This window comes from Escherichia sp. E1V33 (genome assembly GCF_004211955.1).
Taxonomy (GTDB): Bacteria; Pseudomonadota; Gammaproteobacteria; order Enterobacterales; family Enterobacteriaceae; genus Escherichia.
In genome coordinates, this window is record NZ_RHJI01000010.1 from 325,995 (window position 1) to 347,232 (window position 21,238).

The following is a 21,238-nucleotide window of genomic DNA, read 5'->3' on the forward strand; positions in this document are numbered from 1 at the left end:
TCCAGGAATGGTCGCAAATCTACCTACCCCGTTCCGGCAGCGTAAAGTTAATATTTTCCACATTAACGATATGGTGATTAATCCTGTCGATATCGACGGAAATTTGTCCTTTTTCATTCACCGCATGAACATTTACCAGTGACAGCAGTGTCTCGTTCTTTGCCATAAAGACACCACGAACGTCCTTACGCAGGTCGAAATTCATGGTCAATGCCGGACCCGCAGTGGATGCTTGCATTACGTTGATATTACGCATAAAAATGTGTTGTGGTTTGTTGTGAATCTCCAGCGAAGCACGCTTCATTTCAATGTTGGTCAACGCCACAAATGAGACAGCATTCCCTGCGGAAATTTGGATTCCGCGCAATTTCCAGGCAAGATGAGTATTATCAAGATGAATATTATTCAATCTGAAGTTTTGTGGTATTGAGAGATACTTACCTTTAATGACTCCGTAACCGATTAACATTCCGGCACTATTGGTCATTTCTATATTGTCAATAACAAAGTTATCACATCCATATATCGCTACCGTTGCGTTATCAATACCTGCTTTCTTGCTGAAAGCTGGCGTAATATTATGAGCCTTGATATTACGGATGACGAAGTGTTTGCCGTTCTCAACATGAATCAATTGCCGACAATCCGATCCCGTGATATTCGCCACGACAAAGTTTTTCACTGCCTGCTCTTCCGGGTAGTTGTTATTGTAGGTACTTCCCGCAAGGCCTATGCCGATTCCCCAGTTGATTTTGCCGTTGGTACAGTTGATGCGCTCGATGACATGGTCAGATATCAAAATATCACTGTCGTTAATTGCCACGTTCCATTCAATGGCGTCGCCCTGTAAGTCGCTGAACTTACAGTTGGTGATGTTGGCACCGATAATCTGGTTATGAAATCCCTGGCGCAAAATGGCGTAATTAGCGTGGCTGACAGTCAGGTTATCGATGTTCAGGTTGCGCATGACCCGTCTGTTTTTGCCGCCGATATAGATTTGTGTTACCGGGCCAAAGCCGCTCATCGCCAACCCTTTGATAGTGCAGTCAGAACCGCGCACATCCAGGGTGATGTTATGCATACTGCCGCCCTTCTCCCCTGTCACCTGGCTGCTGTCCTGTAAGACAAATCGCCCTCTGCCGTTGCCGCGCAGGCTTCCAAGGATGTGTAACGTTTTGCCAGGAGGAATGAAGATGCCGGTGTTGATATTGTCACAAACGAATCCAGCAGGCACGACGACCGTTTGCCCTTCGCTGAAGGCTTGTTTAAATGAGGCGATCCAGTCGTGAGGGTTGTAGTCGTTAATGTTAACGCTTTGTCGGGCGGGAAGTGCGCGAGCGAAAGGGGTATGGAGGAAGGCAAGCGCCGAGCTTGCCGTCAGGAAGGTGCGTCGGGAGAGTTTTTTAAATGGCATACGTTCTCCTCTATAAAGCCTGCAGCAAGCTGGCGAGTTCTCGATTGATCACCTGCTGGTTAAAATCGTGTTCAACTTTTTCGCGCGCGCGTTTGATGACCGGAGCCAATTCGTCGGTGTCCAGTTGGCTAAACGCCGCCAGTCGTTGCGCCAGTGCGCGAGCATCGTTCTCAGGCACCAGCCAGCCGGATTTATCGGCCTCCACCAATTCCGGTATTCCGCTATGCAGAGTAGAAACCACCGGAATGCCGACCGCCATCGCTTCCATCAGCGCTACCGGAATGCCTTCCATATCGCCATCCGCGCCCGTTACCGATGGCAGCAGGAAGACATCCGCGTCGTCGAGCATCGCCTTCACTTCATGGCTCGGTTTAAAGCCCGGCATCTTTACCACATCTTCCAGTTGATATTGTTCAATAAGCGTTCGCAACCGTCGTTCCCACGGGCCGATGCCAAGGATGCGATAGCGAAATGCCACGCCCTGCTCTTTCAACTGACGGCAGGCTTCGATCGCCACATGCAGGCCTTTTTTCTCGGTTAAACGAGCGACGGAAATGATTTCCAGCGGTGTTGCGGGAGCTTTCACCGGACGCGGGCTAAAGCGCGTCATGTCCACGCCCATGCGCGATACGGCAATTTTCTCTCTGGGGCAGCCCATTTTTTGCAGCCTTCCGGCCCACAGTTCGCTTATCGGTAACATCAGGTCGCCACGTCGAAACAGTTGTTGATATTCGGGAGTGTAGTGGTTGAGCACTTCCCGACTGGAGATATCAATGCCGTGGAAGATAGTGGCAATTTTTCCGCGTATTACGCCAAGTTCGCGTAGTTTGGCTGCGATTACCCCCGCCGGGCCAAAATGAGCGATGAAGACATCGGCATGAAACGGTGTTGCGACCTGACCACAAATAGCAGACAAAATCAGGTTCCGCGACTCGGCACCATAGCGTTTGAGGTTGAGCGCCTGCCGGGTATTTTTACGATGAATGCCGCGTAATGTCTGGCTGGCGCGGTGGCGCAGCTTCGCTACTTTGCCCGTAGGTTCATCCTGTAACCAGCGGGTTCTGGCAGCAAGGTTGTATTTCGTCCATGCCGCGTGGGTGTTTTGTGTGTCGCCTTTTTGCAGCGCGACAATCTCCACCTCAAATCCCATATCAATAAACGCGGTAATTTGATTGAGGACGAAGGTTTCCGACGACAGCGGGAATTTCAATAAGAAGAAGCCGACCTTCATTTTACCTCCCCAATGCGTTCAAGCACAGATTGCACCATCTGCATTCCTGTATAACGCTCACGGCTGACAGCTTCATTAAGTCGTGCGTTCAGCGCCGGAAGTTGGCCTAAGGTATCCGCAACCATCGCTTGCAGGCTGCCGTCTAATAAATGACGGATATCAATTGCCATCTCTGGCAGCCCCAGCTGCTGCATGATCCCGGCGGATTTATGTTCATAGTTGATGGCAATCGCCGGAGTAGCAAAGTTCATTGAGATAATAGCGGAGTGCAGACGCGTACCAACGGTGAGTTCACAGGCACCGAGAATTTTGCCCATTTCCAGATCGTTAAGTTCATCCATCACCACGTGGTAACGGGCAGGATCGCTGATGTGCTGGCGCAGATTGAGCGCCACCATGCGGTCGTCTTTGTTATAGCTGTCGATGCCCGTACAGGTGGAGAGCGCAATCACCTGATACCCTTCATCGAGAATGCGATTGACCACCCCGGCAAAGGCTTTTTCATACGCTTGTTGAGTGGTGCCGAGACGTTTGTCGAACGGTGCCAGTTCGCGCAGGGTAATGGCCACCGTTTTCTGTTGTGCGGCAACGTCCAGCCAGTGTTGGACGGCATAGCTGGCGGTGAAATCTTCGGTGTGGTGATCGACCAGCCACGCGGTATCGACGCCATGTTCAACTTTTGCAGTGGTGATATTGCTGCGTTTCATCAGTTCAAGGCTGACCGATTCGCGCAGGATCAGCGCGTCGCAGTGACCGAAAACGTAGTTCGCCAGTTGGTTAAATTGCTCATCCTGGAAGGGGCCGACGCTGTGACCAATCATAAACAGTGGCTTTTTCGCCATAAATGTGCAAAGCGCATGTTCAAACTGCGGCACGCCATAGAGATCGACAAAAAACGATCCGCCGACCTGAATAATGGCGTCGTAACCTGACAGCAGGCGCACGAAGTCGGTGAATCCCTGGGCGATGGCGATATTGCGCAGCTTGCCAGTGTCGGTGACGCGTGAGAGCAATACCTGGTGCTGATAGCGGCGACGGAGGACTTTTTTAACGCGCCCGACAACGCCCGCCGCGCTGTTGTGTTGTTTCATTTGCAGGAACAGCGGATCGCCCATTACCGGGCGGTTGAGCAGCCAGGAAGAACTGACCGGATAGCGGCTCATGACGTCCACTTCGGCGTGTGGATTGAGGATGTTGATGGCATCAAGTAAGCCGCGCAAGATGGCGCTGTCGCCGCGGTTGCCGCAAGTGTGGTTGCCCAGAATCAGTAATTTCATTTTTTCCTCATAAATTTGATGCCAGGTGAGGCTGTGTTTGTTGTGTTCATTGCCGTTTTTTGCCTGATGCGACGCTGACGCGTCTTATCAGGCCTACAAGTCCCGAGCACAGAACCGTAGGCCGGATAAGACGTTTACGCCGCATCCGGCAACCGTTGCCGGAACCGAAAACAACAACTCACCCCGCCCGTAAAAGCATTTTCATTTTTTCACTGCGACAAAACTGACGTTTCACTTCCACCACCAGCGGATGGCGCGACAGCACAATCATCACCACAAACGCCAGCACGCCCGCGGCTATTTGCACCGCCAACAGCGTCCCCAGCGCCAGTTGTCCTTTCAGCACAATGCCCAGCGCATAACTGACCACCAGCGTCGGCAGCGAGAGATAAAACGGTAGCCACAAACTCAGGATGTACTGGCGATAACTGGAACCGAGCACCGGTTTAATCATCACGAAGTAACTCAGAATGGTGTTGATAATCTGCACCAGCAGGAAGCCAAGCGTGACGCCGATTGCGCCCGCCATCTGCCCACCAATGATGATTGCCGGAATAAACAGAAAGGTTTTGAATACGTTGAATTTAAAGCTGATATCGACCCGCGCTTTCGCCATCAGCAGCGAACCAATGGGGTTACCCACCGAACGCAGAAGCCCCACCACACACAACAGCTGTAGCACCGGAATAATGCTGTTCCACTTCTCACCAAAGACCAGCGGTACAAAATTATTCGACACCACCATCAGCCCCAGCAGCGCCGGAAAGTTAATAATCCCCACCACCGAAAGCAGCTTGTAGAAGTTAATGCGCAGCTTTTCGGTATCGTCCTGAATTTTGGCAAACGCCGGAAACAACACACGGGTGATGATCGGGTTCAGCTTCATCGGCGGCACAACGGCCACGTTGTACGCCAGGTTGTATCCCCCTGCCACGCCCGCGCCGAGAATACGCGCCAGCACCAGCGTTGAAAGGTTGGTATTGAGATAGTTGATGATGCTGTCCGCCGTCAGCCAGGCACCAAAACGTAAGTTTGGTGCCACAGACGCCAGCGAGAAATGCAGACCGGGGCGATAAATTTTTCGACCAAAGTAGCCAAACAGCAGCGTTCTCACCGCACTATTGACCAGATAACCGAGGATCGCGGTCATCGCCAGCGGCCAGAAATGGGCGCTAACCACCGTAAAAGTGAAGCCCGCCAGCACCGCGCTGGTTTCGATCATGCCGATTTTGTTGAACTCCAGTTCCTTCTGCATCAACGCGCGGAACTGTTGCCCGTGGGGGATCACCACAAACGCCAGCGACAATGTTTTAATCAACGGTGCCAGGTCCGGGTTGTTCAGCACGTCGCCGATGAGATCACTCAACAAAAACACCGCCACACACACCACAAGCCCCAGCCCGACGTTCAGCCAGTACAACGTGGTGAGTTCAAGGTGGCTGATTTCTTTTCGCTGAATAATCGAGTTAGCGATACCAAAGTCAGAAAGCGTATCTGCCAGCGCGATGATCACCAGCGACACGGTAAGCAAACCGAACTGGTGGTTGTCGATAATCCGCGCCAGCACGGTCATCTGCACCAGCCCGAGGCCGATGATGATCACCGTGGCAATCGCCGACCACTTCGCGCCGCTGATGGTTTTTTCACGTAAGCTCATATCAATATGCCGCTTTGTTAACGAAGCCTTTGAATACCGTCAGGAAAACGATTTTGATATCGAACCAGACGCTCCATTCGCGGATGTACTCAAGGTCGAACTCGACGCGTTTTTCCATTTTCTCCAGCGTGTCGGTTTCGCCGCGCCAGCCGTTAATCTGCGCCCAGCCGGTAATGCCCGGTTTCACCTTATGGCGCAGCATGTAGCCTTCAATGAGCTGGCGATACTGTTCGTTATGCGCCACCGCGTGCGGACGTGGACCGACAATCGACATCCCACCGGTCAGCACATTGATAAACTGCGGCAATTCATCCAGCGAGGTGCGGCGCAGAAAGTTCCCCACTTTAGTAACGCGCGGATCGTTCTGCGTCGCCTGAGTCACCACTTTGTCGTTCTCCATCACTTTCATGGAACGGAACTTCCACACTTTGATCGGTTTGCCGTCCATGCCGTAGCGCGTCTGGCGGAAAATAACCGGCCCCGGTGAACTCAGTTTCACCGCGAGCGCAATACAGCACAGCACCGGGGAGATCAGCAGCAGAATAAGCGTCGCCAGCACAATGTCTTCCGCACGTTTGAGCAGGCGGTTAACCCCGGAAAGCGGCGTGTCGTAAAGCGGCACCACCGGAACGCCGTTCATCTCTTCAAGACGTGAATGGAGAATGTTGAAGGTAAAGACATCGGGGATCAGCAGCACCGAACAGGTGGTGTCCGCCAATTGATGGACCAGTTTTTTCACTCGCGCGCCGTCGCACATTTGCATCGCGATATAGACGTTATGAATCTTGCCTGCTTTAGCATCCTCGACCAGCTGTTGCAGGTTACCCGCCCAGTCGTTAGAAACGCCGCCCGGTTTCGGGTCGTGGTAAACGCCCACCACTTCAAACCCTAACCACGGCTGGTTACGGAAGCTCTCCATCAGCATTTGTCCGGCGGCTAAATCCCCCGCCACTGCGACCATGCGCTTGTTATAGCCATGATTACGCAACCAGCCCGCCCCAATGCGAATACACGAACGGCAAACCACCAGTCCGATGCTGGTCAGCCCATACCACGCCAGCCAGATTTTCAGTTGCGTGTCGAAATCATTGTTGAACGCCACCAGTCCGGCGCTGAAAATCACGCTTAAGGTCCAGTTTTGTAGCAACAGGGCAAATTCTGTCGCTGCCCGAACACCGCGCCATGAGCGATAAAAATCGGTGATGCCGCCCAGCATCTGGAACACCACCAGCGTAATCAGCGCCACCAACAGGTGCATGTAGAGGAATGACAGTCCGCTGACTTCGCAAACCAGCCATAGTCCGGCAAACATGATGGTGATATCTGAAAAGCGTTGCACCATAGAGATTAACGATGCATTGGTTTTCGCTCGCTCGCGCTTTTTTAGATTTGTCATCGTTGTTCCTGTTATTAGCCCCTTACCCGCAGTGGGGTAAGGGAAGATCCGACATTACTCGTTCAGCAACGTCAGCAGAGTTCGCGTTCGCGCTTCCATCAGCGGTACATCACCGCGCGATTCCACATTCAACCGCACCACCGGTTCGGTGTTGGAGGAGCGCAGATTAAAGCGCCAGTCGGCAAAGGTCATGCTGATGCCATCGGTGCGATCCACCGCCAGCGCCTCACGGCTAAAATGCTGTTCCACGCGGTTAATCGCCTCAACGGGTTGCGCCAGTTTGCTGTTGATCTCACCGCTTGCCGGGAATGCCGCCATCCGGTCGCGCACCAGTTCGCCCAGCGTTTTTCCTTTCAGGCACACCAGTTCGGCGACCAGCAGCCACGGGATCATGCCGCTGTCGCAGTAAGCAAAATCACGGAAGTAATGGTGGGCGCTCATTTCGCCACCGTAGATGGCGTCTTCCTTGCGCATCCGTTCTTTAATAAAGGCGTGTCCGGTTTTCGACATTACCGGGGTGCCGCCTGCGGCAGTCACCACATCAACGGTGTTCCAGGAGAGACGTGGATCGTGGATGATCTTCGCGCCGGGATTTTTTTCGAGGAACGCTTCTGCCAGCAGGCCGACAATGTAGTAGCCCTCGATAAACTGCCCTTTTTCGTCAAACAGGAAACAGCGGTCAAAATCGCCATCAAAAGCAATGCCCATATCCGCGCCGTGTTTAATGACCGCATTGCGGGTGTCGTCGCGACATTCCGGCAGCAGCGGGTTAGGAATACCGTTGGGGAAATTGCCGTCGGGCGTGTTGTGCACTTTGATCAATTCCACGGGTGCGCCGAGGGCTTTAAAGCGGGCTTCGATGGCGTCAACTACCGGACCCGCTGCGCCATTCCCGGAGTTAATCACCAGCTTGAGCGGCGTGAGGCTTTTGACGTTGATATAACCGAACAGGTGATCAACGTAAGCGTCACGCAGGGTAATTTGCTGATAGCGACCGCGTTTGGTTTCATCAACGGGAGGAAAGTCGTTGGCTTCTGCCAGACGCTGGACGTCGCGCAGTCCGGTATCACCGCTGATCGGGCGAGCCCCCTCGCGCACCAGCTTCATGCCATTGTAATCCATCGGATTATGGCTGGCGGTAACTTCGATGCCGCCATCCACGCCGAGATGGAACGTGGCGAAATAGATCTCTTCGGTGCCGGACATGCCAATATCCAGCACGTCGACGCCCGCATCCTGTAAACCTTTTGCCAGCGCCAGTTTTAAGGTTTCACTGGTGAGGCGGATATCACCGCCTAACACAATGGTTTTCGGTTTAAGAAATTCGCCATAGGCGCGACCAATGCGCCAGGCAATATCTTCATTCAGTTCTTCGCCTAATTTTCCACGAATATCATAGGCTTTAAAGCAGGTTAATTTTTTCATGTCGTTACCCTTTTTCAGGCAATAGTCGGCCCTGACCGAAGCGGCCAATTTTGTTTTTGTCGTTATTTACATCGCGGTTCGGCATTCATTGCCTGATGCGACGCTGCCGCGTCTTATCAGGCCTACAAAACCAAACCGTAGGTCGGATAAGGCGTTCACGCCGCATCCGACAAACAGCGCCTGATGCGACGTTTACACCCGTCCGTAGCGATCCGCGAAACGCACCACATCATCCTCTTCGAGATAAGAGCCGGAGCGCACTTCAATTAAATCGAGCGGAATTTTCCCCGGGTTTTCCAGGCAGTGCGTCGCCCCCAGCGGAATATAAATGGACTCGTTTTCACCAAGCAGTTTGATATCACCGTCAATAGTGACTTTTGCCGTTCCCGCGACCACTACCCAGTGTTCCGCGCGGTGATGATGCATCTGTACCGACAAGCCTTCGCCCGGTTTCACGGTGATGCGTTTCACCTGGTAGCGGTCGCCTGCGTCGATTGAGTCATATTTGCCCCACGGACGATACACTTCGCGATGCACCCGATGCTCATGGCGACCATCGGCTTTGATCTGCTCGACCACTTTTTTCACATCCTGCACCGCATTGCGGTCGGCAATCAGCACTGCATCTTTGGTCTGCACTACCACCAAATCTTTCACCCCGACGGTGGTGACCAGACCAGATTCGGCGTACACGTAGCTGTTTTCGGTTTTGTGATTAATCACGTCACCGTGGCAAACGTTGCCCTCGGCGGTGTGGGCGCTGATCTCCCATAATGAAGACCAGGAACCGACATCGCTCCAGCCCGCATCCATCGGCACCACAACAGCATCTGCCGTACGTTCCATGACCGCGTAATCCACCGACTCTTCCGGGCAGGCCAGAAACGCTTCTTCATCCACGCGAATAAAATCGAGATCCGGATCGACGGCGCTCATCGCTTTTTCACAGGCATCGAGAATATCCGGGCGATATTTTTTCAGTTCTTCGAGATAGCGTCCGGCACGGAACAGGAACATACCGCTGTTCCAGTAATATTCGCCGCTTGCCACATAGGCCTGCGCGGTTTCCAGATTTGGTTTTTCGACAAACTGCGCCACTTCAAAGGCCACCGTATCCTGCTCACCCGCCGACACTTCACCGCGACGAATATAGCCATATCCGGTTTCAGGTAGATCCGGCACAATGCCGAAGGTCACCAGCTTGCCCGCTTCGGCATACGGCATGGCATTACGCACGGCGGCGCGGAATGCGTCTTCATCGGCAATCACATGATCCGCCGCCAGCACCAGCATTAATGGGTCGTTCTCCGGGCTATGACGTTTTGCCGCCAGCGCCGCCAGCGCAATGGCCGGTGCTGTGTTACGCCCTGCCGGTTCGAGAATAATGTTCTCAGTGAGTTTGTTCAGTTGACGCAGTTGTTCCGCAACAATAAAGCGGTGCTGCTCATTGCAAATCACCACCGGGCTTTCGCACTCCACGCCGTTCAGGCGACAGATGGTGGTTTGCAGCATGGTGAGATCGCCTTTCAGGCATAAAAACTGCTTGGGGTAAAGTACGCGGGAAAGCGGCCATAAGCGGCTACCGGAGCCACCTGCCATCACGACTGGATAGAGTTTCGACTGCGCCATAATTATCCCCGAATATCATTTATAAATTGACGTAACACGTTCTCTTTATCGAGCGTGCGTTCGGCATATTCACGTGCCACCGTGTTGTGTTTGGGCAGCAGGAGCGCCTGACGAATCCCCGCCACCAGCGCCTCGACCGATTCCGGTTCTACGCAAACCGCAATGCCCGGAAAGGTTTCGCAAAGCTGCCCCAGTTCTGTGTGGGCCTCTGCGGTAATCACCGCGTTACCGCCTACCGCCAGAATATTGGTCAATTTCGACGGCAATACGGCATCTGCCGCGCCGCGTTTTTGCACCACCAGATGGCAATCGCCCATCTTCAGCAGTGCGGGTAAAGCGTCATACGATTGCAGCGGGAAGAATTGCATGTTGTGCAGTCCACGCTGCTGCGCCATTTTTTCCAGCCGCGCTTTGCCGCCGCCCTGCCCGACAATGGCAAAAATCAGCGGTTCATCGCGCAGGAGATCGGCAGCTTCAATAACGTTTTCCAGCCCCTGCTTTTCACCAATATTGCCGGAGTAAAGAATGATTTTTTTGTTATCCGGCAGGCCAAGCTGGTTACGAAGAGCATCAACATCGGCCTCTGCGACATGCTGAAAACGGGCAATTTCCGACCAGTTGGGGAAGAAGATGACGCTTTCCGCCGCCACGCCTTTTTCGATGGCTTTATTCATCATCGAGCGCGAAATCGTGGAGACGTTATCGACGTTATGCAGTCCGCTACGTTCGAACGCCGTTGCCAGCTGTGCCACTTTGCCGCCTTTGCCTTTTCCGGCAAGGCCCAGCCCCAGCATGGCGTCCACTTCGTAATCCTGAATATGCAGCACGGTACGCGCACCAGAGAGTTTCGCCAGCAGGCGCATTCCCGGCGTGCAAAACAGCGTTGGCACCACGCCGATAATGCGATCCGGCTTCCAGCGACGTTGCGCCATCAGGGGAAAGAAACTGCTGACGGCAAAACTGCCGAGATGCAACAAGCGTTTCAGGGTGCTCGGCTGTTTTGGCACGTACAGCGGGCAGCGCCATACCGTGGCGGCCCCTTCTTCTCGTTTGTACCACCATGCGGAATAGTTCTCGCCCACCTGCCACTGCGGGTAGTAAGGCGGTGCGGTAATGACCCGCACCTCATGACCTTGTGCCACCAGCCATTCCACCATCTCGCCAGTGTATTTGCCGATGCCGGTTAACTCCGGCGAGTAGTTAATGCCGTAGACCAGTATTTTCATAATCCGGGTACCCCGGCACGCTTCTCAGCGAGAAAATAGGCGCGGCTGTTAGCGTGAACATTGTCACTGGCGAGCAGCGCGTCCGGCGTCAGCCAGCGGTAATCGTCATGCTGCTCATCCGGCAGTAACAGCTCTTCTTCCGCGACTCTGAAGCGAAAACCGAGCACCACATAGTGAGTGGTGAAATCCGTGCCGGAGAAGTTATCGTCATAAAAGTGCTGCCAGACACCGTAAAACTGGCCTGCTGTTATCGGCAGACGCAGCCCCAGTTCCGCCATCGTCAGCCGCTCAAATGCGGCTTCCAGCGTTTCGTCTTTCTGCACGCGCCCTCCCGGCACAAACCAGTAACCCTGCGCCGGGCGGTTGGTTCTTTTGCCAAGCAGAAACTCGCCGCGACTGTTCTCGACAATAAAGTCGAGAGAGACAAGCGGAGTGGAGCGCACTACCGTGGCAAAGTCTTCCTGACGTAAAAACATCATTACCCCCGAAAGCGGTCTTGATTCTCAAGGAACCACTGGTAAGTGCTGGCAAGCCCCGCTTCCAGTGAGATTTCGTGATACCAGCCAAGCTGATGCAGGCGCGTCACATCCAGCAGTTTGCGCGGCGTACCATCCGGTTTACTGGCATCAAAAACCACCCGACCTTTGTAACCCACCACTTTGGCGATGGTTTGCGCCAGCTCGCGGATAGTGCAGTCAATGCCCGTACCGACGTTAATGTGCGACAGCATCGGCTGGGTGTTCTCCAGCCAGACTTCGTGCGCCAGCTCCATGACATGAATGCTCGCCGCCGCCATATCATCGACGTGCAGGAATTCACGCATCGGTGTACCGCTGCCCCATACCACCACGTCCGGTGCATTCTGTGCCGTCGCCTCGTGGAAGCGACGCAGCAATGCAGGGATCACATGCGAATTACTCGGGTGGAAGTTGTCGTGTGGCCCGTACAGGTTGGTCGGCATGACTGAGCGGTAATCGCGTCCGTACTGGCGGTTGTAAGATTCGCACAGTTTGATCCCGGCGATTTTGGCAATGGCGTAAGGCTCGTTGGTCGGCTCCAGCGTGCCCTGCAATAACTCGCTTTCTGCCATCGGCTGTTTTGCCAGTTTCGGGTAGATACAGGACGATCCGAGAAACAGCAGTTTGTTCACGTCGTTCTGATGCGCGGCGTGAATGATGTTGCTCTCAATCATCATGTTCTGATAGATGAAATCCGCCGGATACGTGTTGTTGGCAACAATGCCGCCCACTTTCGCCGCCGCCAGATAGACCTGGTCAATACGTTCGCTGGCAAAGAAATCATGCACGGCGCGGCTGTCCAGCAGGTTCAGCTCGTCGCGGGTGCGTAATACCAGTTCCACATCACCACGCTGTTCGAGCTGCCGCCTGATGGCAGAACCGACCATCCCGCGATGGCCAGCGATAAAAATGCGTTGTCTACTCATGCTTATGACTCCAGCGCGATCGCCACGTCGTAGCCGTGAGATTTCAGCAGAGAGTGTTTTTTCGCCGCTTCGAGGTCATTAGCCACCATTTCAGACACCATCTCTCTGAGGGTGATTTCCGGTTTCCAGCCCAGTTTTTCGTGCGCTTTGGTCGGGTCGCCGAGCAGCGTTTCAACTTCAGCCGGACGGAAGTAACGCGGGTCAACAGCAATAATCACATCACCCGGTTTAACGCCCGGCGCGTCATGCCCGGTGACGGAAACCACAATGCCCTTCTCTTCAACGCCCGTGCCTTCAAAGCGCAGTTTGATGCCCAGCTGTGCTGCCGCCATTTCCACGAACTGACGTACGGAGTACTGAACGCCGGTCGCGATAACGAAATCTTCTGGCTGTTCCTGTTGCAGCATCATCCACTGCATTTTTACGTAGTCTTTGGCATGGCCCCAGTCACGCAGGGAATCCATATTGCCGAGGTACAGGCACGACTCCAGCCCCTGGGCGATGTTGGCGATTGCGCGGGTGATTTTGCGGGTAACGAAGGTTTCGCCGCGGCGCGGGGATTCATGGTTGAAGAGAATACCGTTACAGGCGTACATGCCGTAGGATTCGCGGTAGTTAACGGTGATCCAGTAGGCATACAGTTTGGCGACCGCATACGGAGAGCGTGGGTAGAACGGCGTGGTTTCTTTCTGCGGAATTTCCTGCACCAGACCATACAGTTCAGAGGTGGAAGCCTGATAGAAACGGGTTTTCTTTTCCAGACCGAGGAAGCGGATCGCCTCCAGCAGGCGCAGCGTACCCATCGCGTCGACGTCAGCGGTATATTCCGGTGACTCAAAAGAAACCGCAACGTGGCTCATTGCGCCCAGGTTGTAAACTTCATCCGGCTGTACTTCACGCAAAATGCGCGTCAGGTTGGAGGTATCACTCAGGTCGCCATAATGCAGATGGAATTTCGGGTTGCAGGTGTGCGGATCCTGATAAATGTGATCCACGCGCTCGGTGTTGAATGACGATGCGCGACGCTTAATACCATGCACCTCGTAACCTTTTTCCAGCAGAAACTCTGCCAGGTAAGAACCGTCTTGTCCGGTTACACCGGTGATGAGAGCGACTTTTGACATGTCTTATTCCTCTGTATTTTTTTGAATTTATTCAGTTTCAACGCGTTTGCGTATCACCACTGCGGGATTCCCCCGGCAAACCACATTTGCCGGAAGCGATTTAAAAACACTGCTTCGCGCACCCACGACGGTGCCGTCGCCGATCGTGACGCCTGGGGCAACAAAGACATCGGTTGCCAGCCAGCATTTCTCGCCAATCACAATAGGCGTGGCGTTAATGGTGAAATGTTGACTTGCATGGTCGTGGCTACCGGTGCATAAATAACTTTTTTGCGATATCACCGAATGTGCGCCAATGGTTATTTCACCGAGGGTATATAAATTGACGTCATCGCCGACCCACGCGTAATCACCTAAGGTTAATTTCCACGGATAGGTAATTTTTACTGACGGACGAATAACTACGTTTTTTCCTATTTTTGCGCCGAATAAACGTAATAAAAAAGCCCGCCAGCGATACAATACTTGTGGCGACCAGGCAAATATTGTTGCCTGTACCGCCCACCATAATTGCACTTTAATAGCATTGCTGCCCCGGAACCCTTTCGGCACCGAGAACCCACTTAAATCCTGCATCGTTTTCCCTTATATTCAGCTTTTGTTATATAAGGCTTTCGTCTTTGAGGTAGTACGCTGGCGTAAATGCCAGGATAATTCTGCCCAGAAGCCAGGCACATGTAATATTTGCCGTTGGACTTTTTTCGCGTCAGCACACAATTCCATATTATTGGTGGTTGATACCCCACCCATAGAAAATTCAGACACCAGACCATTGAGTTTTTTAAATGCATAACCGGCTTTATACATTTTGGCTGCCAGCGCGTAGTCGGAAGAAACTTTATATTCCAGGTCATAACGCCATTTCTTCAAGCCGGATACCGGGAAAAATATCGCCTGATGACTGGCGGGCAGGCTGTGATAAATATACCAGCCCGGTTTGGCGCTACGTTTAATTTTATGCCCGTCGCCAAAATCCAGTAGCGCATCGCCGGTGATCATCACGTTATCTTTTTGCACTTTTAACCTACGGACAAAATTTGCGGCATCCTGATGAAAAATATCGCCCGAGTTAAGAAACAACGCGAACTTGCCTTGTGCCATCGCAATGCCTTTGTTCATGGCGTCGTAGATACCGTTATCTGGCTCGCTAACAAAGCGTAGATTATAGATACCATTGAGATTTTCCAGATACTCACGGGTGCCGTCGTTGGAACCGCCATCGACAACAATCCATTCGAAGCTGATATCGTCCGCCTGCGCCAGATGCGCCAGAGAGGCGTGTGTTTTGACTATCCCTTCGAGGTTACGAAACGCGACAGTGATTATGCTAAGCAACATGTTTTACCTCGTTATCCCCGTCATATTTCAAGCTGCATGTGCGTTGGTTTTTCTCGCTCACCAACTTCCTGCAACTCGAATTATTTAGGGTGTATATTTAACGCTTTTCGCAAAATAAACGGACAGACGATTAAAAATGCATATTCCGGGCTAAATATCGAACCGGTAAAAAAAAGCGATACCGGAGTGAAAAGATATAATTGCACGCGAAAATTGCGGTTATCACCAAAAGCGTTGATCATCATTTTTATCACTTTCCCCATGTACCACAGCGATAAAAACACTGCGAACCAGGAAAAATAAATAATCAGCAGATACAGACCATTGTCTATGGTTTTTCCGACATCCGCACCGTTAAATATTCCGAATGATGCGACATATTCATAAAGTGAGCCAAATCTGACTACACCGTCAATATGGGTCAAAGAATAACCGACCATCACTAGTGGACCGACAATACGATAATATGATGACGATCCTTCTGTACCCAAATCGCCCAGACGGGTGGAAATATAAGGAAACGCGATTACCACACCAACCAGGAATACAGCCAGAGAAATCAATGCTAACGGTAACTTTTTCTTAATCGCCTCTTTATTCAGATATTGAAATGCCCACTCCAGCAAATAAAACAGGATAAAGGTCATAACCCCTGAAAACGATCCGGATAATATTATCCCTGCGAGAATCATAGCATCGGTTTTAGGCGTTTTGATACCAAACTGTTTGATGCTGAGCCAAATTGAGATTAATGCCAGAGCGAAAAATGCCGGTTCGAAATAAAGTGCTGTCGTGCGCTTGCCGCCGAATTTAATGAAATTCAGCACATAGCTGTTGCTGTAAATCAGATATTTCGAAATCGACTCCATAATACTGCTGCCACCGGTGAGGATAATTTGCGCCATCTCCACCGCCGCCAGCGCCACCACCAGCCCGACCACCAGATAAAAGAGACGTAATATCTTGCGATGGTTGTGTGGCGAAATTGTTTTAAAACGAATACTCCACACCATGCCAATAATGATCACAATATAGACAAACAGCATAGTTGAAGTGACGTATTTACCGGCATCCAACGACTGACCAAACAGGTAGTTAAACGCCGTGAGTCCCGCGCCAATCCCTAAGGCAATCATCAATTTTTTAACGCTGATGCGCTCTAAAAACAGCAGTAACAAGACAGGTAAAAAAGTGACGATGGTGATGGGGAAACTTTCGCCAAGCTGGGCGATTTTGACGTTAACCAGCAGGTAGATCAGCGGCAGCAGCAGGTAGCTACAGATTCTGATAGAAGTTGACATACTCCTCCAGCATCTGTTGTCCACTGTAGGCGGCGCGGCTGCGTTGGCTGAACTCAGCCAGCGTGGTACCAAATATCGCCTGCGCGATTTCCGGTTTGCTTAACTGCACCAGTTGCAGCACGTCTTCTTCGCTGACGGTTTTACCGCCGGATTTTTGCAGCACTTCCCGCGCCGCGTCGCTATGGGTGGCAATCACCGGCACACCAATCGATAGCGCCTCACACAAAATCAGCGGGTAGTTATCGACGCGAGAACTGAATACCAGCGCATCCATCTGATTGAGCGCGCTCATCAACTTGCGCTTGTCAGTTTCAAAGCCGTGATTAACCACGTTGCCAGCGGTGAACGGCGAGAACTTACCAAAGGTATGCAGTTCGATTTTGTCGCCCAGCGCCATCATCTCGCGTACCAGTTGCTGGTTAGTTTTGCCGTCGTAACGCAGGTCATGCGCTACCACCGCGATTTTCGGCTTACCCTGAGTTTCGCGCACCGGAGGCAAATCCGCCAGAATCGCCTCGGTTGCCATATCAATACCGTTATTGATAATCCGGCAACGCCCTGGACCGTACAGGCTATTGAAAGCGTCAGCCACATGCTGGCTGGGGGAAATAAACTGACAGCCCAGCGCCAGCATCTCACGGAATAACTGGCGTTTGCCCGCCACCAGCTGGTGCGCGCGATCAATCTTCACCGGCGGATAGTTATTTAAGGTCGGGCATTTCTGGCAGCCCGTTTTCCAGCCTTCACAACCGTCAGTAAAGGCGCAGCGCCCGGTAACGCTCCAGTGGTCGTGCAGCGTCCAGACCAGAGTGACATCCGGTTTGTGGTTTTTCACCTTTTCGCAAAAGCGCACCACGCTCTTAAGATTTAGCCAGTAGCTGTGCAGCACATGAAAATGCAGGACCACCGGACCCGGTGTGCGAGTAATGGTGCGATATAACTCATTGAAATTGCCAAACAGATCGCGATTAAACAGACGAAACAGGGCAATATTCGCCATTGCGGTCATCCGCGGCGTATGTTTGATTACCTGCGGATAGTTCTGATGGCTGACGCTCTCTTTGCCGCCTTTGCCGTAGCCGTAGACAAAATGTGACGCCAGCCCCTGTTGCAGCGCACGCTGGTGGAGATCTAACGCCACACCTGCCGCCCCGCCTTCCGCCAGTCGCACATTAAATTGCAGAATATTCATTTAATTACCTTCACTCGCGCTTTTTCTCCCACCACCAGCGCGTTGTCCGGGACAGAGTCGAGCACCACGCTGCCCGCGCCCACGGTGACGTTGTTACCAAGCGTGATATCACCAAGAATAATGACGTTGGCACCGAGTTCGACGCCGTTGCCAATGTGTGGACATGCCATGTTATCGGCACCCCGATTGCCGATAGTGACGCCGTGGCGAATGGTGAAATCATCCCCGGCAACCACGTTTTTATTGATCACTACGGCGTAACCGTGATGGATAGTGAAACGGCGGCCAATGGTCGCGGCGGCCTGGATTTCATAACCGAAAAAGCATTCGGTGATAATGCGATACAGCACCAGCAGCGGGGCCGCCCACAGATTGTTGAGGACGTTCTTTTTGCGCCACACCGAACAAAAATGAGCAACGCGATAGGCAAGAACCATGCCGCACGGGCGTAAACTCCAGCTGTTGGCACGCAGATCTTCCAGCATCTTTAGCGCCCCCGAATACCATCAGCCAGACGTTTGCCGTTACGCACCGACAGCAGCGTCAACAAGGTGCGCCAGGTCATGCGTTTATTGCGGATCTGGTAGAGGGTAAACAACTGATATTTTTTGCTGGCGCGGTCAAATTTGTCTTTGTGCTTGCGATAAAAGTGGAAGTATCCGGAGAATTTTTTCGGTGACGAGGTGATCTGCATTTCACCGTGATTGATATGCAGGATCTGCGTCGCCTCTTCCACTTTCCACGGTTCGCCGTACTCCACCACCATCCGCAGGAAGATGTCGTAATCCTGTGCCGCTTTCAGTTCGGTATCGAACAAACACTCTTTGAAACGCCATGCCCAGGTAAAGACCTGATTGCCAATGATATTGCGTTTGTAGAACAGGCGGCGTGAATACGGCGATTTGGGATACAGCGGCAAACTTGCCGGTTGGGAATAGACTTCGCCCTGACAAACGTAGTCGTTAGCGTACAAAAAGGCGTGTGTGACCAGTTGCTGTTTATGGGCGAGGAAGACGCTCAGGCGGTTGGGCGTCCATTCATCATCATCATCGATCCCGGTGATGTATTCCCCTTGCGCCAGCATAATCGCCTGGTTACGTACCGCGCACGCTCCGCTGTTAATGTCGTTGTGAATGTAGGTAATACGCGGATCGTTGAGGGCGGTGACGTACTGTTGCAGTTGTTCCCAGGAGGTGGAGCAATCATCCACGATGATCATCTCCCAGTTGCTGTAGTCCTGGCGCAGGACCGATTTTATCGCCCGAATCGCCAGTTGTTGGCGGTTCCAGGTCGGCATATAGATTGAAATCAGCGGATTGTCTATCATAGGTTGTTCTCCCGGCTTATGAGCTGGTTTGCTTGCCGGATGCGGCGTGAACGCCTTATCCGGCCTACGGGGCGGTGCGAATGCAGGCGTCGTTATTTCGCATCCGACTTATATTCGTATTCGTAATAGCCATAATCCTGATACGCGCTGGCGCGGCGGAAGATGGAGTTCAGAATCACCCCTTTCACCGGAATACCGTTTTGCTCAAAGCGGCTCAGACTGGTTTCCACTTCTTTCAATGTGTTGACCGCATAACGCGCCACCATCAACGTGGTTCCGGCATGACGACCAACAATTGCCGCATCGGTCACTGCCAGAATCGGCGGCGTATCAATCAACACCAGGTCGTAGTTTTTACTCGCCCAGCTCACCAGTTCGGCAAAGCGTTCGCTCATTAACAGTTCAGAAGGATTTGGCGGTACCTGACCGCGCGGGATCAGGTCAAATTTGGCAATCGAAGTAGGTTTGGCGCTGGCGGCAATATCGCCCTGTCCAATCAAAATTTCCGACAGGCCATTAACGTTATTGGTGCCCAACAGCTCGTGGGTGTAGCCTTTGCGCATATCGCAGTCGATCAACAATACGCGTTTATTAGTCTGGCTAATGACCGCCGCCAGGTTAGCGCAGACAAAGGTTTTACCGATTGACGGGCTAACCCCTGTCATCATCAACACATTGTTGTGCGCCTGCATCATCGCGAAGTGCAGACTGGTACGCAGACTGCGGATGGCTTCAATCGCCAGGTCGGTTGGATTCCCCACCGCCAGTAGCTGACTCTGTTTATAGCGTTTAACCCCTTTGATGGTTTTGACGCTATCGCGCGCTTTCTGCCACTCCGACAGCGGGATGCTGGCATAGACGCTGATTCCGTGTTCTTCCAGCACTTGCGGGCTTTCGATGCCGCGATTAAACAACGAGCGCAGCAGTACACCCACGATAGAGAGCATCAGGCCGAGGATAATTGCGCCGAGGATAATCAACCCTTTCTTCGGTTTCAGCACACCAGGCTGGGTGATTGCCGGGTCAACAATGCGCACATCGCCGACGGTGCTGGCCTCGGTGATTTTCAGCTCCTGCTCTTTATTAAGCAGTTGCATATAGACCTGCTGACCAGACTCGACATCGCGGGTCAGGCGCACAATTTCCTGCTGGGTTTTCGGCATCGCCGTTACGCGACCGTTAAGTTTGGCTTTTTCGTCTTCCAGCGCCTGACGTTTCTCCAGCAGCGTGCGGTACGCCGGATGAACTTTGGTGAACAGCTTGGAGATTTCCGCCTCTTTAAAGGTCAGTTCGTTCAGCTGCGCGTCGATGTTCACCATCGAATCGAGCACCGCTTTTGCTTCCAGCGGCAGATCAACAGAATCTTTATCCTGACGGAAGGCATTCAGTTTGTTTTCGGCAACATCCAGGCGGCTACGTACTTCCGGTAACTGTTGCGCGAGGAAGGCGAGGCTTTTCGACGCTTCCGCCGATTTGCGCTCAATATTTTGTTCCTGATAGTTACGGGCGATGCTGTTAAGAATATCGCGGATCTGTTCGCGATCTTCACCGGTATAAGTCAGGCTCAAAACGCCAGCGTCTTTGCCGTTCTCCGTTACCGTCAGGCTGTTTTGCAGTTGGTTGATCATCCCCAGCGTGGAGTATTTGGTGACGGTAAACTCACTGCCCGGGCTGGCGTGAATGGCTTCAACCATCAGCGTGACGCCTTCTTTTTTCAGCATCTGGCCCGCTTGCCCACGGGCGCTAAAGCCGCCGTCGCTGCTCAGGGTGTAGTTTTTGTTGTCCAGCACATTAAGCGTAAACACCTGATCCGCCATCTCTTTCGGGCGGTTAAAGGTGGTCACTTTCACCGTCTCGTTCTGACGTCCCATCAGGCGATCCCAGCCCGCACCGAAAATCGGGAACGTGTTTTTGCTCACCGCAATATCGAGGTCGAGATCGTCCACCGTTTTACCAAGCACCAGGCGCGAACGAATCAACTGGATCTCAGCATCCGATGCTGGCGGTTTGTTGGCTAATGCCGAACCAATGTCCTGCACTAACGAATTGCCGCTGCTTTGCTCGATTTGTACCAGTGCGTCGGCACTATAAATCGGCGTGGCGAAGAAGGTGTAAACCACGGCACAGAGGGCGAATACGGTGGTGATGCCAATCACCCACCAGCGCGCTTCAATGACGGTGCCGACCAGGCGACCAATATCGATTTCATCACTGCCCGTTACCGGAGCGGCATGTTGTTTTACTTTTTCTGTCATTC

Annotated in this window: 18 protein-coding genes; all 18 read right to left on the bottom strand. The window is 52.7% G+C overall.

Annotated features, from left to right (window positions below; genetic code table 11):
- Window positions 1-19: 19 nt before the first annotated feature.
- Complete coding sequence (wcaM, locus tag D9742_RS09780; RefSeq protein ID WP_130236774.1) at window positions 20-1,414, bottom strand: colanic acid biosynthesis protein WcaM; 1,395 nt, start codon at window positions 1,412-1,414, stop codon at window positions 20-22.
- 10 nt (window positions 1,415-1,424) lie between these two features.
- The gene (wcaL, locus tag D9742_RS09785; protein ID WP_130236775.1) at window positions 1,425-2,645 is read right to left on the bottom strand and encodes a colanic acid biosynthesis glycosyltransferase WcaL; all 1,221 of its coding nucleotides are present in this window, start codon (window positions 2,643-2,645) and stop codon (window positions 1,425-1,427) included.
- Window positions 2,642-3,922, bottom strand: a complete 1,281-nt coding sequence (wcaK, locus tag D9742_RS09790) for a colanic acid biosynthesis pyruvyl transferase WcaK (protein ID WP_000770822.1) — start codon at window positions 3,920-3,922, stop codon at window positions 2,642-2,644. The genes wcaL and wcaK overlap by 4 nt, the downstream gene beginning before the upstream one ends.
- Window positions 3,923-4,100: 178 nt before the next feature.
- A complete protein-coding gene (gene wzxC / locus D9742_RS09795; protein ID WP_130236776.1) occupies window positions 4,101-5,579 on the bottom strand; it encodes a colanic acid undecaprenyl disphosphate flippase WzxC in 1,479 nt (492 codons plus the stop codon).
- Window position 5,580: 1 nt separating this feature from the next.
- Window positions 5,581-6,975, bottom strand: coding sequence for an undecaprenyl-phosphate glucose phosphotransferase (gene wcaJ / locus D9742_RS09800; protein WP_000183130.1), 1,395 nt, complete (start codon window positions 6,973-6,975; stop codon window positions 5,581-5,583).
- Between the two features lie 54 nt (window positions 6,976-7,029).
- Window positions 7,030-8,400 carry a colanic acid biosynthesis phosphomannomutase CpsG gene (cpsG, locus tag D9742_RS09805; RefSeq protein ID WP_130236777.1) on the bottom strand — a complete coding sequence of 457 codons (1,371 nt, stop codon included), beginning with the start codon at window positions 8,398-8,400 and terminating at the stop codon, window positions 7,030-7,032.
- 192 nt (window positions 8,401-8,592) lie between these two features.
- Window positions 8,593-10,029 carry a mannose-1-phosphate guanyltransferase gene (gene cpsB, locus D9742_RS09810; protein ID WP_000079263.1) on the bottom strand — a complete coding sequence of 479 codons (1,437 nt, stop codon included), beginning with the start codon at window positions 10,027-10,029 and terminating at the stop codon, window positions 8,593-8,595.
- Between the two features lie 2 nt (window positions 10,030-10,031).
- Window positions 10,032-11,255, bottom strand: a complete 1,224-nt coding sequence (wcaI, locus tag D9742_RS09815) for a colanic acid biosynthesis fucosyltransferase WcaI (RefSeq protein ID WP_130236778.1) — start codon at window positions 11,253-11,255, stop codon at window positions 10,032-10,034.
- Window positions 11,252-11,731: a GDP-mannose mannosyl hydrolase gene (gene gmm / locus D9742_RS09820; RefSeq protein WP_000479836.1), complete on the bottom strand. Its 480-nt coding sequence runs from the start codon at window positions 11,729-11,731 to the stop codon at window positions 11,252-11,254. The genes wcaI and gmm overlap by 4 nt, the downstream gene beginning before the upstream one ends.
- Before the next feature lie 2 nt (window positions 11,732-11,733).
- The gene (fcl, locus tag D9742_RS09825) at window positions 11,734-12,699 is read right to left on the bottom strand and encodes a GDP-L-fucose synthase (RefSeq protein WP_130236779.1); all 966 of its coding nucleotides are present in this window, start codon (window positions 12,697-12,699) and stop codon (window positions 11,734-11,736) included.
- 2 nt (window positions 12,700-12,701) lie between these two features.
- Entirely contained in the window at window positions 12,702-13,823 is a 1,122-nt protein-coding gene (gmd, locus tag D9742_RS09830) for a GDP-mannose 4,6-dehydratase (RefSeq protein ID WP_000048190.1), read from the bottom strand.
- A 27-nt stretch (window positions 13,824-13,850) separates the two neighbouring features.
- Window positions 13,851-14,399: a colanic acid biosynthesis acetyltransferase WcaF gene (gene wcaF / locus D9742_RS09835; protein WP_021570876.1), complete on the bottom strand. Its 549-nt coding sequence runs from the start codon at window positions 14,397-14,399 to the stop codon at window positions 13,851-13,853.
- A gap of 15 nt (window positions 14,400-14,414) precedes the next feature.
- On the bottom strand, window positions 14,415-15,161 hold the full coding sequence (gene wcaE, locus D9742_RS09840; RefSeq protein WP_130236780.1) for a colanic acid biosynthesis glycosyltransferase WcaE: 747 nt from the start codon (window positions 15,159-15,161) through the stop codon (window positions 14,415-14,417).
- Between the two features lie 80 nt (window positions 15,162-15,241).
- Window positions 15,242-16,462, bottom strand: coding sequence for a colanic acid polymerase WcaD (gene wcaD, locus D9742_RS09845; protein WP_130236781.1), 1,221 nt, complete (start codon window positions 16,460-16,462; stop codon window positions 15,242-15,244).
- Window positions 16,437-17,654 carry a colanic acid biosynthesis glycosyltransferase WcaC gene (gene wcaC / locus D9742_RS09850; protein ID WP_001023911.1) on the bottom strand — a complete coding sequence of 406 codons (1,218 nt, stop codon included), beginning with the start codon at window positions 17,652-17,654 and terminating at the stop codon, window positions 16,437-16,439. Before wcaC ends, wcaD begins: the two co-directional genes overlap by 26 nt.
- Window positions 17,651-18,139 (bottom strand): colanic acid biosynthesis acetyltransferase WcaB, encoded by a 489-nt coding sequence (gene wcaB, locus D9742_RS09855; RefSeq protein WP_130236782.1) that lies wholly within the window; start codon window positions 18,137-18,139, stop codon window positions 17,651-17,653. Before wcaB ends, wcaC begins: the two co-directional genes overlap by 4 nt.
- Before the next feature lie 2 nt (window positions 18,140-18,141).
- Complete coding sequence (gene wcaA / locus D9742_RS09860) at window positions 18,142-18,981, bottom strand: colanic acid biosynthesis glycosyltransferase WcaA (protein ID WP_130236783.1); 840 nt, start codon at window positions 18,979-18,981, stop codon at window positions 18,142-18,144.
- Between the two features lie 92 nt (window positions 18,982-19,073).
- Window positions 19,074-21,236, bottom strand: coding sequence for a tyrosine-protein kinase Wzc (wzc, locus tag D9742_RS09865; RefSeq protein ID WP_130236784.1), 2,163 nt, complete (start codon window positions 21,234-21,236; stop codon window positions 19,074-19,076).
- Window positions 21,237-21,238 lie beyond the last annotated feature (2 nt).

What these genes read in the sequence shown, in the direction of transcription:
- wcaM (WP_130236774.1), bottom strand. Translation starts at nt 1,414, where the DNA reads ATGCCATTTAAAAAACTCTCCCGACGCACCTTCCTGACGGCAAGCTCG.
- wcaL (WP_130236775.1), bottom strand. Translation starts at nt 2,645, where the DNA reads ATGAAGGTCGGCTTCTTCTTATTGAAATTCCCGCTGTCGTCGGAAACC.
- wcaK (WP_000770822.1), bottom strand. Translation starts at nt 3,922, where the DNA reads ATGAAATTACTGATTCTGGGCAACCACACTTGCGGCAACCGCGGCGAC.
- wzxC (WP_130236776.1), bottom strand. Translation starts at nt 5,579, where the DNA reads ATGAGCTTACGTGAAAAAACCATCAGCGGCGCGAAGTGGTCGGCGATT.
- wcaJ (WP_000183130.1), bottom strand. Translation starts at nt 6,975, where the DNA reads ATGACAAATCTAAAAAAGCGCGAGCGAGCGAAAACCAATGCATCGTTA.
- cpsG (WP_130236777.1), bottom strand. Translation starts at nt 8,400, where the DNA reads ATGAAAAAATTAACCTGCTTTAAAGCCTATGATATTCGTGGAAAATTA.
- cpsB (WP_000079263.1), bottom strand. Translation starts at nt 10,029, where the DNA reads ATGGCGCAGTCGAAACTCTATCCAGTCGTGATGGCAGGTGGCTCCGGT.
- wcaI (WP_130236778.1), bottom strand. Translation starts at nt 11,255, where the DNA reads ATGAAAATACTGGTCTACGGCATTAACTACTCGCCGGAGTTAACCGGC.
- gmm (WP_000479836.1), bottom strand. Translation starts at nt 11,731, where the DNA reads ATGTTTTTACGTCAGGAAGACTTTGCCACGGTAGTGCGCTCCACTCCG.
- fcl (WP_130236779.1), bottom strand. Translation starts at nt 12,699, where the DNA reads ATGAGTAGACAACGCATTTTTATCGCTGGCCATCGCGGGATGGTCGGT.
- gmd (WP_000048190.1), bottom strand. Translation starts at nt 13,823, where the DNA reads ATGTCAAAAGTCGCTCTCATCACCGGTGTAACCGGACAAGACGGTTCT.
- wcaF (WP_021570876.1), bottom strand. Translation starts at nt 14,399, where the DNA reads ATGCAGGATTTAAGTGGGTTCTCGGTGCCGAAAGGGTTCCGGGGCAGC.
- wcaE (WP_130236780.1), bottom strand. Translation starts at nt 15,161, where the DNA reads ATGTTGCTTAGCATAATCACTGTCGCGTTTCGTAACCTCGAAGGGATA.
- wcaD (WP_130236781.1), bottom strand. Translation starts at nt 16,462, where the DNA reads ATGTCAACTTCTATCAGAATCTGTAGCTACCTGCTGCTGCCGCTGATC.
- wcaC (WP_001023911.1), bottom strand. Translation starts at nt 17,654, where the DNA reads ATGAATATTCTGCAATTTAATGTGCGACTGGCGGAAGGCGGGGCGGCA.
- wcaB (WP_130236782.1), bottom strand. Translation starts at nt 18,139, where the DNA reads ATGCTGGAAGATCTGCGTGCCAACAGCTGGAGTTTACGCCCGTGCGGC.
- wcaA (WP_130236783.1), bottom strand. Translation starts at nt 18,981, where the DNA reads ATGATAGACAATCCGCTGATTTCAATCTATATGCCGACCTGGAACCGC.
- wzc (WP_130236784.1), bottom strand. Translation starts at nt 21,236, where the DNA reads ATGACAGAAAAAGTAAAACAACATGCCGCTCCGGTAACGGGCAGTGAT.